Here is a 16,499-nt window from a genome sequence, read left to right as displayed (position 1 = left end):
TAATAAGGCAGAGTATGTTCACAGGCATTGTGCAAGGTAAAGCATGCGTACACACCATTTTGCGTCAGCAGAATTTCCAAACCCATCTCATAGAGATGCCCCATGATTTAGTAGACGGCTTAACGATAGGTGCATCGGTTGCTCATAACGGCGTGTGCTTAACCGTGACCAACATTAATGGCAATCTTGTCAGTTTTGATTTAATGCAAGAAACACTCAATATTACGAATTTGGGGGAGCTTAAGGAAGGGGACAAAATCAATATTGAGCGAGCGATGAAAATGGGAGATGAAATTGGCGGGCATCTGCTGTCAGGGCATATTTACTGCACTGCAATAATCAACCACATAGAACAGCATCATAATTATTATAAAGTGCGGTTTCATCTTGATAATGAAGCGATTAAGTATGTATTGCCAAAAGGATTTATTGCAATCGATGGTGCAAGTTTAACCATCGTTGATGTGGATTATCATGACCGCACTTTTACTATCAGCTTTATTCCTGAAACATTAACACGCACCATCATTGCACAAAAAAGGGTAGGGGATAAGGTGAATATTGAAATCGACAGCCAAACACAAGCCATTATTGACACAGTTGAACGTTATTTGGCTCAAAAATTGCCTGAGAGGGCATAAACCACGCCGCAATGTCATAAATTGTGACGCTAACTATTGTCAAACGAAATAATAGTTGATATTGTCTGTGCAATTTTAACGCCTACAACCAAAGGTAGGTAGAACAACGTAAATGGAATAAAAATGAGCAAATCATTAGTGATTGTGGAGTCACCTGCCAAAGCTAAAACAATTAATAAATATTTGGGCAAGGATTATGTGGTTAAATCCAGCGTAGGGCATGTGCGTGATCTGCCCACGGTGGGATCAAGCAGCGGAGAGAAGCGTAAAGCCATTTCTACCAAAGGCATGAGTGCAGCTGAAAAAGCCAAAATCAAATGTGAGCGCGATCAGGAAGCCTTGGTTAAACGTATGGGGGTTGACCCCTATCATGGCTGGAAAGCCAATTATCAGGTGCTGCCAGGCAAAGAAAAAGTCGTATCGGAATTAAAATCGGCGGCTAAAAAGGCGGATCACATCTATCTTGCAACCGATTTGGATAGAGAAGGGGAAGCCATTGCGTGGCATTTAAAAGAGCTGATTGGCGGGGATGATAGCCGCTTTAGCCGTGTAGTGTTTAATGAAATCACAAAAAATGCGATTCAAAATGCGTTTGCTCAGCCTGAAAAATTGAATATGGATCGTGTCAATGCCCAACAAACGCGACGCTTTTTAGATCGCGTAGTTGGGTATATGGTCTCCCCATTATTGTGGAAAAAAGTTGCGCGCGGGCTTTCAGCAGGGCGTGTACAATCCGTTGCTGTGAAGCTCTTGGTAGAGCGTGAACGAGAAATTAAATCATTTGATCCGCAAGAGTTTTGGACCATTCAAGCAGATACACTCACGCATAAGCAACAAGCGATTCGGCTTGATGTTACTCATGTTAACGGGAAAAAATTCGCACCAGAAAACGAAAAACAAGCACAAAGTGCGGTCAACGCCTTGGAAAGTGCGGTTTTTGTGGTAGAAAGCATTGAAACCAAGCCGACCCAATCGCGAGCAAAACCGCCATTTATCACCTCAACCTTACAACAGGCGGCTAGCACACGCTTGGGCTTTGGTGTGAAAAAAACCATGATGCTAGCGCAACGCTTATATGAATCGGGCTATATTACGTATATGCGTACTGACTCGACCAACCTAAGCCAAGATGCGTTGAATATGGCGCGCAGCTATATCAGCACGCAATTTGGTGATGACTATTTGCCGACGAAACCGAATTTTTATTCTAGCAAAGAAAACGCACAAGAAGCGCATGAAGCGATTCGTCCATCAGATGTGAATGTTACCGCAAGTGCGGTCAGTGGTGTCGATAAAGATGCGGTGCGTTTGTATGATTTAATTTGGCGACAATTTTTAGCCTGCCAAATGCCACCAGCACAGTATGATTCCACTACATTATCCGTTAATGCGGGCGATTATACTTTAAAAACCAAAGGGCGAATTATGCGTTTTGATGGTTGGACAAGCGTGCTACCGCTGGGCAAAAGTGCGGAAGATCAAGTGTTACCTGAGGTGAGTGCTGGGGAACATTTGCAGCTAGATGTCTTGCATCCTGAACAACATTTCACGAAACCGCCAGCACGTTATACTGAAGCTGCATTGGTGAAAGAACTTGAAAAGCGTGGGATTGGTCGCCCTTCAACTTATGCAGCAATCATTTCGACAATCCAAGATCGGGGTTATGTGCGTGTGGAAAACCGCCGTTTTTATGCCGAAAAAATGGGGGAAATTGTTACCGATCGCCTCAATCAATCATTTGGTGATTTAATGAATTATGATTTCACGGCAAATATGGAAGATACACTCGACCAAATTGCCAGTGGTAATGCTGATTGGAAAGCCCAGCTTAATCAATTTTTTACTGATTTTTCTGAACAATTAACCACCGCTGAACTTGATGAACTTGAAGGGGGCATGCAGCCGAATAATTTGGTTGAAACGGATATTCAGTGTCCAACGTGTGGGCGTAATATGGCGATTCGCACAGCGAGTACGGGGGTATTTTTAGGCTGCACAGGATATGCGTTGCCACCGAAAGAGCGGTGTAAAACCACCATTAATTTAATTCCTGAGGCGGAATTGCTCAATGTTTTAGATGATAACTCGGAAACGGATGCGCTACGCAAACGTAAGCGTTGCCCGAAATGCCATACTGCAATGGATAGCTATTTAATTGATGCGCATCGCAAATTGCATATCTGTGGTAATAACCCAAATTGTGATGGCTATCTGATTGAAGAAGGCGAATACAAAATCAAAGGATATGATGGACCCGTGGTGGAGTGCGATAAGTGCGGTGGTGATATGCACTTAAAACTAGGGCGGTTTGGCAAGTATATGGGCTGTACCCAGTGCTCAAATACACGTAAGATTTTGAAAAATGGGGAAGTTGCGCCGCCAAAAGAAGATCCTGTGCCATTTCCTGAACTGAAATGTGAGAAATCCGATGCCTATTTTGTGCTGCGTGATGGCGCAAGTGGGATTTTCTTATCGGCACATAATTTTCCAAAATCGCGCGAGACACGAGCCCCTTATATTGAAGAATTGGTGCGTTTTAAAGCGCGATTACCTGAGAAATTCCACTACTTGACCACTGCGCCAGAAAAAGATCCTGATGGAAATAAAGCATTAGTGCGTTATAGTCGTAAAGAAAAACGCCAATATGTCACCTCAGAAAAAGCAGGCAAGGCGACAAAATGGATCGTAGATTATCTTGATGGTAAATGGGTAACCAGAAAATAACTCATCATAAAAAGTGCGGTTTTAACCGCACTTTGTGTTTTTAGATCAATATATTATCACTCACTTTTTTGATTTTAATGTTAAAGTGCGGTGAAATGTAACAAAATAGTATTTATTTTGTGATCCGCTTCTTATTTTGTTCATCTTGTAATTGTAGATTTACACTTTTTAATCGAAAATACTCATAAAGGTACGTTCATTAAATAGCACAGACTAGGACAATCCTTGCATTAACCAATAAATTTTGGTTCTGTTAATATATTTTTCAAATAGAGAGGTCAATTATGCCAATCGGAACAGTGAAATGGTTTAATAATGCGAAAGGATTCGGTTTTATTGCAGAAGAAGGTCGAGATGAAGATATTTTTGTACACTATTCTGTTATCGAAATGGAGGGATACCGTTCTTTAAAAGCTGGGCAAAAAGTAGAGTTTGAAGCCATTCATGGCGATAAAGGTTCGCATGCTACTAAAATTGTCCCAATTAACAGTTAATCGGTAACCTACTACACTACATATGGCTATGTGTTTTCATAGCCATTATTTCTTCTTTTTCCCACCTATTCTATTATACCGTGCTGTAATTTGTGCTGATTGTCATCATCTAATCTTGTATATTGCTTAATGTTCTCCTCGTATGTGAGTTTTGTTCTTGCTTAAAAATGTGTAAAATGCGATCCTTAACAAAAATTTAAGTTTCAAGGATTGTTATGAGCGAACATCACGAAGAGATTGCGGAAAATACGAACCGCCCGAGTAACTTTATTCGTCATATTATTGATGACGATTTAGCACAAGGCAATGTTAAAAAGGTGCACACGCGTTTTCCACCTGAGCCAAACGGCTACCTCCATATTGGGCATGCTAAATCGATTTGTTTAAATTTTGGGATTGCGCAGGACTATCAAGGACTATGTAATTTGCGTTTTGATGATACCAATCCAGTGAAAGAAGATGTGGAATATGTTGATTCCATCAAACAAGATGTCGAATGGCTTGGTTTTCGTTGGGCAGGTGATGTACGCTATGCCTCCGATTATTTCGATCAATTGTATCGCTATGCAATAGAGTTAATTGAAAAAGGCTTGGCGTATGTGGACGAGCTTTCACCCGATGAGATTCGCCAATATCGTGGCACGCTCACAGAACCTGGTAAAAATAGCCCATATCGCGATCGTAGCGTGGAAGAAAATCTTGCATTATTTGAAAAAATGCGTCGTGGCGAGTTTGCAGAAGGTAAGGCGTGTTTGCGTGCGAAAATTGATATGGCAAGCCCGTTTATGGTGATGCGTGATCCCGTGCTTTATCGCATTAAATTTGCCAGCCATCATCAAACAGGGGATAAATGGTGCATTTACCCGATGTATGATTTCACCCACTGTATTTCCGATGCTATTGAGCGTATTTCTCACTCATTATGTACCCTTGAATTTCAAGATAATCGCCGTTTATATGATTGGGTGTTGGAGCATATTTCCATTGAGCGCCCATTGCCACATCAGTATGAGTTTTCACGCTTAAACCTTGAGGGTACACTGACCTCGAAGCGAAAATTGTTATATTTAGTGCAAAATGGCATCGTGGATGGCTGGAATGACCCACGAATGCCAACCATTTCAGGCTTGCGTCGTCGAGGCTATACGCCAGCGTCGCTTAGAGAATTTTGTCAACGCATTGGCGTAACTAAACAAGATAATGTTGTTGAGCTAAGCGCACTTGAGTCTTGTATTCGCGATGATTTGAATGTCAATGCCCCACGTGCGATGGCCGTGATCGATCCTGTGAAAGTGGTCATTGAAAACTTTCATGGAGAAGCGGAACGTTTGATTGCTCCAAATCATCCAAACCGACCAGAGCTTGGCGAGCGTGAATTGCCATTTAGTCGTGAGATTTTTATTGATCGAGCGGATTTCCGTGAAGAAGCCAATAAAAAGTATAAACGCCTTGTATTAGGTAAAGAAGTGCGGTTGCGTAATGCATATGTAATCAAAGCAGAACGGGTGGAAAAAGATGCCGAAGGCAATATCACCACCATTTTCTGTCACTACGATCCCGATACACTAGGTAAAAATCCAAGCGATGGTCGCAAGGTTAAAGGCGTTATCCATTGGGTGGACGCAAATACCCATTGCCCAGCAGAATTTCGCTTATATGACCGTCTGTTTACCGTGCCAAATCCAAGTGCTGCGGAGGATTTAGAATCTGTGTTAAATCCTGATTCGTTGCGTATTGCCCACGGCGTAGTGGAAAAGAGTTTAGCGAATGCGAAACCCGAGCAGGCGTATCAATTTGAGCGTGAAGGCTATTTCTGTGCCGATAGCAAAGATTCTCGTGCACAGGCGTTGGTTTTTAACCTGACGGTTAGCCTAAAAGAGAGTGCGGGTTTTTAAGAATAAGTGCGGTGCGACCGCACTTTAGATGCTTATGTCATTTTGGGAAAAGAAAACGCTAACGCAATTAAGCGAACAAGAATGGGAACAGTTGTGTGATGGCTGCGGTTTGTGTTGCTTTCATAAAATGATCGACGGCTACGGCATTCACGAAAAGCTCTATTTCACCCGTATTGCCTGCGATCAGCTTGATCTTCGCACCTGTCAATGCAGCAACTATTCTGATCGCTTTACCCTTGAGCCTGAGTGCACCAAACTCACGCGTGAAAATTTAGCTGAATTTGCCTGGTTGCCTGAAACGTGTGCCTATCGCTTGCGTGCAGAAGGCAAGCCCTTATTCGCTTGGCATCCCTTAATTTCAGGATCGAAAGAGAGTGTAAAACGGGCAGGCATCGCCATTCAAAATGGCGTACACGCCCGTAATGTGCGAGATTGGTCTCATTATGTGATTGCGGTACAAAATGTGTATTAATTGCACCGCACGTTAGATTAGACCGCACTTTGCACTTTGGCACGCTGCAATTTATCATAAACCGCCAACAAAGCCTGATGCGGAGCGAATTCCCGCAAATTTTCATCACTGGCTGTTAAGCCATAAAAGGGATTATCTCCCTTAATGGCACCCCAACAGGCGTTGACAATATCGCTTGTAAAAAGTGCGGTAAACACGCCGTGATAGTGTTCAGGGTTTCGAGTATTATCTAAGAAAAGTTCCAGCGATTGCACTAAGCAACGGTAATAACGAATGCGTTCAGTGCTAAGCACCGATTCACTGCTTTCAAGCGTCCATTGCGCCCAGTCAAGTGCGGTGTCTAAATCGCGCGCAGCGAGGGCAAGCATCGCTTTTAATTCCCCAATGCGTAAGGTATACCATGCGCTGCTTTTTTCGACGGCAATGCCTAAAAATTCACGCACACGGGTGAAGTCATCAATGCCTTGTTCATCAAGGGTATTGAGCATCTGTTGATAAAAGTGCGGTGGTTGATCGAAATGGGGCAGAGCCAGTATTGGCACACGCCACATCATCCCCATATTATTATTGGCATAAAGCAAATCATCAACAGGGTAAATATCCGACATACCAGGCACAATGATACGGCAAGCATACACACCAAGGTGGGTGTAATCCATAATATATACATCATGCTCAAGTGCGGTGAAAATCGCCATTAAGTTAGTAAACTCTTGTGCAGTCGTACCTGAAAAATCCCAATCCACAAACTCAAAATCGCTCACATTTTTGAATAAATCCCACGAAATTAATCCGCTGGAATCAATAAAGTGCGTTTCCAAATTAGCGTGATCAGCAACATCATCATCGGCGAATGATGGCGGTGAAAACACATCTAAATCGTTTAGACTACGCCCTTGTAGCAATTCGGTAACTGTACGCTCCAATGCAACTGCAAAATTAGGATGCGCACCGAAAGATGCAAAACAGGTGCCATTGTTAGGATTTAATAGCACCACACAAATCACAGGAAACTGCCCACCGAGAGACGCATCAAACGCATAAATTGGGAAGCCCTCACGTTCTAATTTAGCAATGGCTTGTTGAATGTGCGGGTAGCGTGCTAACACCGCACTTGGAATTTCAGGCAGGGAAATGCGTTCGCTGATGATTTTATTTTTCACGAAACGCTCAAATATCTCCGACAACGCCTGCACACGTGCTTCGTTTTCACTGTTGCCTGCCGACATCCCATTGGATACATAAAGGTTAGCGATAATACTTTGCGGAATATAGACCGTTTGATGATCACGCTGACGCACATAAGGCAGTGCGACAATACCACGATCGGCATTACCCGATTGCAGATCTACTAAATCATAGGGACTAAGTTCCCCATCGCAGTCAAAATAGTGCCACAGTGTATCGTCCATCAAGCCTTGTGGCATTGCGTCGTGTTCAATGGCAAACCATTTTTCATTGGGATAATGCACAAACTCGCCGTTGGCAATGGTTTGCCCGAGATAAAAATCGGCAAAAAAATAGTTACTGGAAAGTCGCTCAAAATACTCTCCCAGTGCAGAGGCAAGAGCGGCTTTTTCGCTTGCACCCTTGCCGTTCGTAAAACATAAAGGGCAGTGCTTGTCGCGAATATGCACCGAATAGACATTCGGCACAGGGTTAAGCTGATGCAAATAGTCCAACTCAATGCCAAGTGCGGTTAATTTTTCAGTAAAGCGAGCAATGCTTTGCTCAAGGCTGGCATCTTTGCCAAGAATATGGGTATCGGTCATGGCGTATTCCTGCGTGCAAAAGGCGAATAATAGGCAAGAAACCGCAAACAGGCAACCCAAATTTGTGGCTCGCCGCACACTTTTTACACACGGTGTACAAAAAATGATTGAAAATTTTCCAAAAAAAACTATTCTTGAAAGAAACCAAAGGTGATTTGGGCAATAACAACACAGCAAAGGAGACTTTTATGGCACAAGGGTGGTATGAACTGAAATTGGCAAAAAATGGTCAATTTCTTTTTAATTTAAAAGCGGCAAACAGCCAAGTGATTCTAACCAGCGAAATGTACAAAACACGTGCGGCGGCGGAAAATGGCATTGCCTCAGTGCAGAAAAATGGCGCAACGGAATCGCTTTATGAAGTGCGAATGGCGAAAAATAACAAACCTTATTTTGTGCTGAAAGCCAAAAATCATCAAGAAATTGGACGCAGCCAATATTACAGCAGCCAAGCTGTGGCGAAAAAAGGCATTGCCTCTGTGATGCGTAATGCAGCCACTACAGTGGTGAAAGACAAAACCCAAGATCAAAAAGCCTAATGGATAAAGTGCGGTCATACCGCACTTTTCTTTTCTTCCCTGCGTTTAACAAACGCCAAATAGTCCTCTAAATGATCGATCGCCGCCTGACAGCGTGCAATGCGCGTTTGTGTGTGTTCAATTTGGCGTGCCAAAACCGCACTTTTATCGCTTAATTGGGCATTGTGTTGCGTTTCAAGCATCGTTTTTAAGCGGGCGAGAAAACCATAGTACAACGCCAATCGCTCACGCGGCGGCAACTGTTGATAATCGTTATCACGTTGTGCTGGCGTTGTGGGTGAGCTGGGCGTGGAAGCCGTTTTTAGGGCGGCAGTCAAGGCGTGATATTGCCCTGCCAATTTCTCAGCATAAAATTGCGCCGCCTGTGCATCGTGGGCGTGTTTGAGTGCCGCCAAGGTTTGCGCCATATAGTGCTGTGCCTCGCCGACCGTTTGCGGATCGTCAGGAAACAGGACAGGGCTGAAAAACGCTGGCAGTGGGCGTGTAGCCTGTGCATCGAAATGGGTAATTGCCTGCGCTAATTGTTGCAGTTTGCGTGAAAGTGTCTCGCTCATAAATCTCTCTTAATGGTATAGACCCAGTGTAGCACAATTAAAATGATAGGCAAAAAACAGAAAAGTGCGGTCAAATAGGGTGTTTTTTTCAGAAATTCGATCTGCGTCACAGAAAAATAACGCAAGCATTTCGCCCACAAAATGAAAGCCCTCAGCATAGGGGGAATTAATTTATTTTCAATAAGATAATAAAAAACGAAAGTCATTGAAACAAATTCGTTATACGTGCCATTTGTCAAGCATACCGCACTTTTAGGGTGGACTGAATAGCTAATCTTGGTAACTAGTTGAAAAATAACAATTTAACATTAATGAAACATCTAAAATAGCCATCCTGCGAACCCTTAACAGCCTTTTTGCAAGCTGTCATATTTTGCCCAACGGAGAAAAATGAACTGCCATTTTAAGTTTATTTTTCGCCCTTTGTGTACTAGTGTATTTTCTATTATTTGAGTATTAACCTAACGTAAAAGGATAGACATTATGAAAAAAACACTCGTTGCTCTAGCTGTTGCTGCGATGGCGGCTACCAGTGCCAATGCTGCTGTGGTTTATGACCAAGACGGAACGAAAGTGCAAGTGAATGGTCAATTCCGTATGCAATTACAACGCATCGGCAATTCTCGTACCGATCTTTATGACCGTGGTAACCGTTTAGAAGTGATGGCAAACCAAGATTTAGGCAATGGTTTCTCTGCTGTGGGTAAATACCGCTTAACTTTCAATGGCAAAGATGACAAAGACACATCAGGCTCAACTTTCGGCAACCCAACCACGGATCAACTTTATGCGGGTTTTGAGCAAAAAGACATCGCTCGCTTATATTTTGGGCGTTTACCAACCAACGGTGATGCAATTATGCTGGGCGACTATCAATTAAGTAGCTCAAGTGGTCGTAACACCTTAACCGATTCTGCGAAAAAAGGTGTTCATTTCCGCAGTGCGGCATTCTCAGGTTTCCGTGTTGGGGCTGACTACATTTTCGGCACAGCGGATAAAAACGCTGAAGGGCATGTATTGAAAAACGGCTACGGCGTGGCAGCATACTATGATGGTCAATTAGCAGAAGCGACAAAATTGCGTGTGCGTGCGGGTTTAACACATGACCGTTTTGAAAATGCGGATTACAAAAAAGCGTGGCGTGCAGCGGCTGAATTAGTGCAAGGCCCTGTAGCGTTAGCGTATAACTATGGTGAAATTCGCGCGAAAAATAACGGCGTTGTTGAGAAAAAAGAAACTCGTCATTTTCTCGCAGCGAAATATAACATCACCGATATGACCAGCGTGTTTGCCCAATTAAAATTAGAAAAACGTGAAGAAAAATCTAATGGTTATGTGGTAGGCGTTGATCACTGGCTCAACAAAAACTTTGGTACTTACCTCGAATTTGCACGTGATAGAGATACCAAAAAAGAAGGGTCAGCGTACCAAAACAAATACTTCACAGGTTTCCGTTATATTTTCTAATATAATCAAATCTCACCACAAGGCTGGGCAACCAGCCTTTTCATCTTAAAGTGCGGTTTTGGTGTGTTACAAAAAAGCGATTTAGTTCACAAAATCGAGCAAAAAGTTGCTAAAAATTACGCGAATGAATAATTGTTTTTTGTAATCTATTGATTTATATCAATTTAAAAATGCGACAAAATCAGCACAAGGCTTGACACTGCATTGCCTTTCTGTCAGTATGAACTCGAATTTATAACCGTTGGACATTTTGCTTGGCAAAAAGTTCACATTAATAGTTTATTTATGCACTAGCATCGTAAATAAACAAAACCTTAACTTAAGTAAAAAGGCAGACTATTATGAAAAAAACATTAGTAGCTTTAGCAGTAGCAGCAGTGGCTGCAACCTCTGCAAACGCAGCCGTTGTTTATGACAACGATGGTTCTAAAGTTGAAGTAAAAGGTTCACTTCGTGTGTTATTGGCTCGTGATGGTGACCAACGTGGTGATCTTAAAAATAATGGCTCACGTTTAAAATTCAATGCACAACAAGACTTAGGCAATGGTCTAAGTGCGTTTGGTAATGTAGAAATTCGTTTTGGCGAACACAAATTGCTAGACAATGAAGATGAGAGCACTTTCGGTAACCCTGTCACTAAACGTTTGTATGCAGGTCTTAAACAAGAGGGTGTTGGTGCATTAAGCTTTGGTCGTCAATTAACCAACGGTGATGATGTTGAATTAGGTGAATACTCTTATGTTTGGGGTGGAAACAACAACTTAACAACCGAATCAAGAAAATCTATCAAATTCCGTTCAGCAGATTTTAATGGTTTTAGCTTTGGTTTAGATTACCTTTTCGGTACAGCACTTAAAGATGCACCTCAAGGTCTTGAAAACGTGTACAATAAAGCCCGTAAAAATGGCTATGGTGCAGCAGTATTTTACACCACCCCATTCACTGAAGGTGTGAACATGAACTTAGCGGCTGGTTATGGTCAAGATAAAAATAATGCTGGCGATACTCAAATCAACTGGCGTGCAGCAGCTGAATTTGAATTTGGACCTGCAGCATTGGCAGCTAACTATGGTCAAAGTAAATTGAAAGGCGATAATACTAAAACTACTTACCTTTTAGTTGGTGGTAAATACACTATCGCAGACACTTCAACTTTATATGGACAATGGATGCGTGAAAAAACAACTGACGAATCTGCACTTAACAGCTATGTTGCAGGCGTTGATTACAAACTTCACAAAAATGTTGTAACATTTGTTGAATTTGCTCGTGCGCAAAAATGGAATGACGCAGAAAGCAAAAAAGACTACGAAAACAAATACGGTGCAGGTTTACGCGTATACTTCTAATAAACGCAATGCACAACAAAAAGCCAGCTTCACGCTGGCTTTTTTTATGCCTAACGATTGCCAAAGTGCGGTTTATCAGGCTAAAATTAACCCAAAATAAAGGGGGGATTTTATGCCGAATATCATTTTAACGGATACGGTTGCCAGTATCACCGAGTTCAAAAACAACCCAATGGCGGTGATCAAAGCCGCTAAAGGGCAGCCACTGGCAATTTTGAACCACAATGAACCTGCGTTTTATTGCCTTTCTCCGCAAACGTACGCCTACTTGCTGGAGCTGGCTGAAGATGCCGAACTGGCCAAACTCGTGCAAGCCCGCGCAGGCGAGGAAAGTTACCCGGTTGATTTGGATGATTTACTCAAATGAGTTACACGATTGAGTTCATTCCCTCTGCGGAAAAGGAATTTCGACAGTTAGATCTGAGCATTCGAAAGCAATTTGTATCAAAGTTGCGTGAGCGAGCTGAAAATCCAAGAGTACCTAGTGCTAAACTGCATGGGTTGAAAGACTGCTACAAAATTAAGCTGCGTTCAGCGGGCTTTCGTTTGGTTTATCAGGTAATTGACGAGCGTATTGTTGTTAAAGTTATTGCGGTGGGCAAGCGTGAGCGTAATCTTGTTTATCGAAATGCCAAAGTGCGGTTGTGAGGGTAAATTTTCCATCACAAATGCCGTAATCCTTGCTACAATGGCGTGAAAGTGAGGAGTATTATGACGAAGCCATTATCTGAAATTCGTGAACACATCACCGAGATTGATCGCCAGTTATTAACGCTGTTAAGCCAGCGACACCATTTGGCATTTGATGTGGTCAAAAGCAAAGAAGAAACGAAAAAACCGCTGCGTGATATTAATCGTGAGCAGGCATTACTCAAAGAATTAGTGGAATACGCCACCGCCCACAATTTAGGGTTGGACAGTGATTACATTATCGCCATGTTCCAACGTGTGATTGAAGATTCTGTGCTGACTCAGCAAGCCTATTTGCAAAATAAATTGAATGCGGCAGCGCAAAGTGCGGTTAAGGTGGCATTTTTAGGGATGCGAGGATCTTATTCTAACCTTGCCGCTCGCCGTTATGCCAAACGCGTGCAAAAGCAACTCACCGAACTGAGTTGCAACAGCTTCAGCGAGATTTTCGATAAAGTCCAGCATGGCGAGGCAGAGTTTGGCGTGCTGCCGCTGGAAAATACAACGTCGGGTGTTATTAACGATGTTTATGATTTGTTGCAGCATACCGATTTGGCGATTGTGGGCGAACTGACTTATCCGATCAAGCACTGTGTGCTGGTTAGCCAACCGACCGCACTTTCACAAATTGATACGTTGTATAGCCACCCACAGGTGATTACGCAATGTAGTCAGTTTATTCACGGGTTAGAGAATGTGAACGTGCATTATTGTGAGAGCAGCTCGCATGCGATGCAACTTGTGGCACAGCTTAACAAGCCGAATATTGCCGCACTGGGCAATGCGGAAGGGGGCAAATTGTATGGTCTGCATGTTTTGCACGATCACATTGCTAATCAGCCCAATAACATCACTCGGTTTATTATTATTGCTAAACATGCGGTTAAGGTTTCGCCACAAGTGCAAAGCAAAACCTTATTGCTGATGAGCACCACGCAAAAAGCTGGGGCGTTAGTGGATGCGTTGCTGGTGTTCAAAAAACATCATATTCAAATGACCAAATTAGCATCGCGTCCGATTTATGGCAAACCGTGGGAAGAAATGTTCTACCTTGAAATTATCGCCAATATCAATGATGACACAACACAGCAAGCCTTGCGTGAACTGGAGGAGGTAAGCCAATACCTGAAAGTGTTGGGGTGCTATCCTAGCGATCTCGTTATTCCTGCCTAACGAAAAGTGCGGTTAGACCGCACTTTTTAATTTAAAACACAATTTTGATTTTGATCGGTTTCTTTTTGTGCGTATTACGCCTATAATTTACTCAAATTTGAATTGAGGAAGCAATTATGGCGATGGATAATTACAGTTTGCAAGTTGTGCCACAGTCTGAGCGTAAAGGCGTGGTGGCATTAACCTTTGTGATGTTGGGGCTGACATTTTTTTCGGCAAGTATGTGGACGGGCGGCACGCTTGGCACATCGTTATCCTTTGATGATTTTTTTATCGCCGTGTTGCTGGGAAATTTGATGTTGGGGATCTATACCTCCTTTCTTGGTTACATTGGTGCGAAAACGGGCTTAACAACACATATGTTAGCCCGTTATTCGTTTGGAGTGCGTGGTTCGTGGCTGCCTTCAGCGTTGTTGGGTGGCACGCAAGTGGGTTGGTTTGGCGTGGGCGTGGCGATGTTTGCTATTCCAGTGAATAAATTTACGGGCATCGATGTGAATACGCTGATTTTGCTCTCAGGTGGACTGATGACGATTACGGTCTTTTTCGGCATCTCCGCACTGACCGCACTTTCTCTTGTCGCAGTGCCTGCGATTGCCATTTTAGGGAGCTATTCGGTTTATCTTGCCATAACGGATGCTGGCGGCTTGAGCGTGCTGGAACAGATTACGCCGAAAGAAACCATGAGCTTGCCAATGGCGATCACGTTAGTGGTGGGGTCATTCATCAGTGCGGGCACATTGACGGCTGATTTTGTGCGTTTTGGCAAGCGGGCAAAATATGCGGTATTGATCACGATGATTGCGTTTTTCTTAGGCAATTCATTGATGTTTATTTTCGGTGCAGCAGGGGCGGCGGTGAAAGGGGTAGCAGATATTTCTGATGTGATGGTCGCACAGGGGTTATTGTTACCTGCCATTATTGTGTTAGGGCTGAATATCTGGACGACCAACGATAATGCGCTTTATGCGTCAGGGCTGGGCTTTGCCAATATCACAGGCGTGAGCAGCCGCATTTTGTCAGTGCTCAACGGCATTGTGGGCACACTGTGTGCATTGTGGCTTTACAATAATTTTGTTGGCTGGCTAACCTTTTTGTCTGCCGCCATTCCACCGATAGGCGGGATTTTAATTGCCGACTATCTCACTCGCCGCAACGCGTATACGAAGTTTGAGCAAGCACATTTTGTCAATATTAACTGGGCAGCAATTATTGCAGTGGGCGTTGGGGTGCTGTGTGGTCATTTTTTACCCGGTATTGTGCCCCTTAATGCTGTGATGAGTGGTGCTATTGCGTATTTAGTGTTAAATCCGATTTTGCGTAAGCAGTTTGCCTAAGGAGGGGATATGTTAGTTAAAAATGTGCGTATTGCAGGGCGTGAAGGGCATTGGGACATTATCATCAAACAGGGCAAATTTGCTCATATTCTTCCAACAGCTCAGCACCAAGCAGAACAGGATCAGCTTGATGGTACAGGCCTGATTGCTTATCCGCCTTTCGTTGAGCCACACATTCATTTAGATGCAACGCAAACGGCAGGGCAGCCAAAATGGAATCAATCAGGCACATTGTTTGAAGGGATTGAGCGTTGGGCTGAGCGTAAGGCATTGTTGAGTGTGGATGATGTGAAAACCCGCGCGTGGAAAACGCTAAAATGGCAAATTGCAAATGGCATTCAGTATGTTCGCACGCATGTGGATGTGTCTGATCCGACCTTGACCGCACTTTCAGCTATGCTGGACGTCAAAAAGGAGGTTTCTCCTTGGGTTGATCTGCAAATTGTGGCATTTCCACAAGAGGGCATTTTGTCTTACCCAAATGGGGTGCAATTATTAGAAAAAGCCATGGAAATGGGGGCTGATGTTGTTGGTGGCATACCGCACTTTGAATTTACCCGAGAGTATGGGGTGGAGTCGATGCACATCGCGTTTGATATAGCACGGCGTTTTAATGCGTTGATGGATATTCACTGCGATGAAATTGATGATGAGCAATCACGTTTTGTTGAAACCGTTGCCGCACTTGCCTTGAAATATGAGATGGGTGAGCGGGTTACGGCAAGCCATACAACCGCAATGCACTCTTATAATAACGCCTATTCGTCCCGTTTATTTCGTTTATTGAAACTCTCCAACATCCATTTTGTGGCGAATCCATTGGTTAATATTCATTTACAAGGGCGGTTTGATACTTATCCGAAACGCCGTGGCGTAACCCGTGTAAAAGAGATGCTCAAGGCAGGTATTAATGTCTGTTTTGGGCATGATGATGTGTTCGATCCGTGGTATCCGTTGGGTACCGCCAACATGTTGCAAGTGTTACATATGGGATTGCATGTTTGCCAACTGATGGGGTATCAACAGCTTAATGACAGCCTTGCGTTGGTAACAGAAAATAGTGCGAAAGCACTGCATTTGAGCGATTATGGCATTGTGGAGGGAAATAGTGCAAATTTTGTACTGCTGCCTGCAGAAAATGGATTTGATGCACTCCGTCGACAAGTGCCAACACGGTCTTCTATTCGTCATGGCAACATCATTGCACAGACTGAACCTGCCCAAACAACGATCTTCCTCGATAATACACAGCGTATAGATTTTATCTAATCCTAAAGTGCGGTTAGACCGCACTTTACTTTTTTGTAATCAAATTGTGATTTTTTCCTGAAAATGTGATCCTTCTCACTTACACAATATGACAATCGTCATAGGGTAATAAACAAATCTCTT

General features: G+C 43.3%; 15 protein-coding genes. 13 read left to right on the top strand and 2 right to left on the bottom strand.

All coding sequences use genetic code 11. The features are described from left to right. Positions 1 to 14: 14 nt before the first annotated feature. The 5 genes from HPC40_RS01330 (at position 15) to HPC40_RS01310 (ending at position 6,226) form a co-directional block, all read left to right on the top strand. Positions 15 to 641 (top strand): riboflavin synthase subunit alpha, encoded by a 627-nt coding sequence (locus HPC40_RS01330; protein ID WP_208117682.1) that lies wholly within the window; start codon positions 15 to 17, stop codon positions 639 to 641. 123 nt (positions 642 to 764) lie between these two features. After that, complete coding sequence (gene topA, locus HPC40_RS01325) at positions 765 to 3,365, top strand: type I DNA topoisomerase (protein ID WP_208117681.1); 2,601 nt, start codon at positions 765 to 767, stop codon at positions 3,363 to 3,365. 284 nt (positions 3,366 to 3,649) lie between these two features. Then, positions 3,650 to 3,859 carry a cold shock domain-containing protein CspD gene (cspD, locus tag HPC40_RS01320; protein WP_208117680.1) on the top strand — a complete coding sequence of 70 codons (210 nt, stop codon included), beginning with the start codon at positions 3,650 to 3,652 and terminating at the stop codon, positions 3,857 to 3,859. 215 nt (positions 3,860 to 4,074) lie between these two features. Further along, the gene (gene glnS, locus HPC40_RS01315; RefSeq protein ID WP_208117679.1) at positions 4,075 to 5,754 is read left to right on the top strand and encodes a glutamine--tRNA ligase; all 1,680 of its coding nucleotides are present in this window, start codon (positions 4,075 to 4,077) and stop codon (positions 5,752 to 5,754) included. Between the two features lie 34 nt (positions 5,755 to 5,788). After that, the gene (locus HPC40_RS01310; RefSeq protein ID WP_235972262.1) at positions 5,789 to 6,226 is read left to right on the top strand and encodes a YcgN family cysteine cluster protein; all 438 of its coding nucleotides are present in this window, start codon (positions 5,789 to 5,791) and stop codon (positions 6,224 to 6,226) included. Positions 6,227 to 6,243: 17 nt separating this feature from the next. On the opposite strand, the gene ycaO is transcribed toward HPC40_RS01310, so the two are convergent. After that, positions 6,244 to 7,998 (bottom strand): 30S ribosomal protein S12 methylthiotransferase accessory factor YcaO, encoded by a 1,755-nt coding sequence (gene ycaO / locus HPC40_RS01305; RefSeq protein ID WP_208117677.1) that lies wholly within the window; start codon positions 7,996 to 7,998, stop codon positions 6,244 to 6,246. Between the two features lie 188 nt (positions 7,999 to 8,186). Between ycaO and HPC40_RS01300 the strand changes: the two genes are divergently transcribed. After that, positions 8,187 to 8,537 (top strand): YegP family protein, encoded by a 351-nt coding sequence (locus HPC40_RS01300; protein WP_208117676.1) that lies wholly within the window; start codon positions 8,187 to 8,189, stop codon positions 8,535 to 8,537. Positions 8,538 to 8,551: 14 nt separating this feature from the next. On the opposite strand, the gene priC is transcribed toward HPC40_RS01300, so the two are convergent. Continuing rightward, entirely contained in the window at positions 8,552 to 9,091 is a 540-nt protein-coding gene (gene priC, locus HPC40_RS01295) for a primosomal replication protein PriC (protein ID WP_208117675.1), read from the bottom strand. Positions 9,092 to 9,574: 483 nt separating this feature from the next. On the opposite strand from priC, the gene HPC40_RS01290 reads away from it, so the two are divergent. The 7 genes from HPC40_RS01290 (at position 9,575) to HPC40_RS01260 (ending at position 16,376) form a co-directional block, all read left to right on the top strand. Continuing rightward, positions 9,575 to 10,558 (top strand): porin, encoded by a 984-nt coding sequence (locus HPC40_RS01290; protein WP_208117674.1) that lies wholly within the window; start codon positions 9,575 to 9,577, stop codon positions 10,556 to 10,558. 341 nt (positions 10,559 to 10,899) lie between these two features. Further along, a complete protein-coding gene (locus HPC40_RS01285) occupies positions 10,900 to 11,907 on the top strand; it encodes a porin (protein WP_208117673.1) in 1,008 nt (335 codons plus the stop codon). Between the two features lie 112 nt (positions 11,908 to 12,019). Next, positions 12,020 to 12,274 (top strand): type II toxin-antitoxin system Phd/YefM family antitoxin, encoded by a 255-nt coding sequence (locus HPC40_RS01280; RefSeq protein ID WP_208117672.1) that lies wholly within the window; start codon positions 12,020 to 12,022, stop codon positions 12,272 to 12,274. Beyond that, complete coding sequence (locus tag HPC40_RS01275) at positions 12,271 to 12,555, top strand: type II toxin-antitoxin system RelE family toxin (RefSeq protein ID WP_208117671.1); 285 nt, start codon at positions 12,271 to 12,273, stop codon at positions 12,553 to 12,555. The genes HPC40_RS01280 and HPC40_RS01275 overlap by 4 nt, the downstream gene beginning before the upstream one ends. A 63-nt stretch (positions 12,556 to 12,618) precedes the next feature. Continuing rightward, a complete protein-coding gene (locus HPC40_RS01270) occupies positions 12,619 to 13,770 on the top strand; it encodes a chorismate mutase (protein WP_208117670.1) in 1,152 nt (383 codons plus the stop codon). 116 nt (positions 13,771 to 13,886) lie between these two features. Next, positions 13,887 to 15,107 (top strand): cytosine permease, encoded by a 1,221-nt coding sequence (gene codB, locus HPC40_RS01265; protein ID WP_208117669.1) that lies wholly within the window; start codon positions 13,887 to 13,889, stop codon positions 15,105 to 15,107. 9 nt (positions 15,108 to 15,116) lie between these two features. Then, positions 15,117 to 16,376 (top strand): cytosine deaminase, encoded by a 1,260-nt coding sequence (locus HPC40_RS01260; RefSeq protein WP_208117668.1) that lies wholly within the window; start codon positions 15,117 to 15,119, stop codon positions 16,374 to 16,376. Positions 16,377 to 16,499: the final 123 nt, after the last annotated feature.

It is taken from the genome of Spirabiliibacterium falconis (assembly GCF_014885015.1).
In the GTDB taxonomy this organism is placed as follows: domain Bacteria; phylum Pseudomonadota; class Gammaproteobacteria; order Enterobacterales; family Pasteurellaceae; genus Spirabiliibacterium; species Spirabiliibacterium falconis.
Note: the sequence above shows the minus strand (reverse complement) of the source record. Positions and strands in the feature narration are given on the sequence as shown.

Coding starts and splice junctions, on each gene's coding strand:
- HPC40_RS01330 (WP_208117682.1), top strand. CDS start 15: ATGTTCACAGGCATTGTGCAAGGTAAAGCATGCGTACACACCATTTTG.
- topA (WP_208117681.1), top strand. CDS start 765: ATGAGCAAATCATTAGTGATTGTGGAGTCACCTGCCAAAGCTAAAACA.
- cspD (WP_208117680.1), top strand. CDS start 3,650: ATGCCAATCGGAACAGTGAAATGGTTTAATAATGCGAAAGGATTCGGT.
- glnS (WP_208117679.1), top strand. CDS start 4,075: ATGAGCGAACATCACGAAGAGATTGCGGAAAATACGAACCGCCCGAGT.
- HPC40_RS01310 (WP_235972262.1), top strand. CDS start 5,789: ATGTCATTTTGGGAAAAGAAAACGCTAACGCAATTAAGCGAACAAGAA.
- ycaO (WP_208117677.1), bottom strand. CDS start 7,998: ATGACCGATACCCATATTCTTGGCAAAGATGCCAGCCTTGAGCAAAGC.
- HPC40_RS01300 (WP_208117676.1), top strand. CDS start 8,187: ATGGCACAAGGGTGGTATGAACTGAAATTGGCAAAAAATGGTCAATTT.
- priC (WP_208117675.1), bottom strand. CDS start 9,091: ATGAGCGAGACACTTTCACGCAAACTGCAACAATTAGCGCAGGCAATT.
- HPC40_RS01290 (WP_208117674.1), top strand. CDS start 9,575: ATGAAAAAAACACTCGTTGCTCTAGCTGTTGCTGCGATGGCGGCTACC.
- HPC40_RS01285 (WP_208117673.1), top strand. CDS start 10,900: ATGAAAAAAACATTAGTAGCTTTAGCAGTAGCAGCAGTGGCTGCAACC.
- HPC40_RS01280 (WP_208117672.1), top strand. CDS start 12,020: ATGCCGAATATCATTTTAACGGATACGGTTGCCAGTATCACCGAGTTC.
- HPC40_RS01275 (WP_208117671.1), top strand. CDS start 12,271: ATGAGTTACACGATTGAGTTCATTCCCTCTGCGGAAAAGGAATTTCGA.
- HPC40_RS01270 (WP_208117670.1), top strand. CDS start 12,619: ATGACGAAGCCATTATCTGAAATTCGTGAACACATCACCGAGATTGAT.
- codB (WP_208117669.1), top strand. CDS start 13,887: ATGGCGATGGATAATTACAGTTTGCAAGTTGTGCCACAGTCTGAGCGT.
- HPC40_RS01260 (WP_208117668.1), top strand. CDS start 15,117: ATGTTAGTTAAAAATGTGCGTATTGCAGGGCGTGAAGGGCATTGGGAC.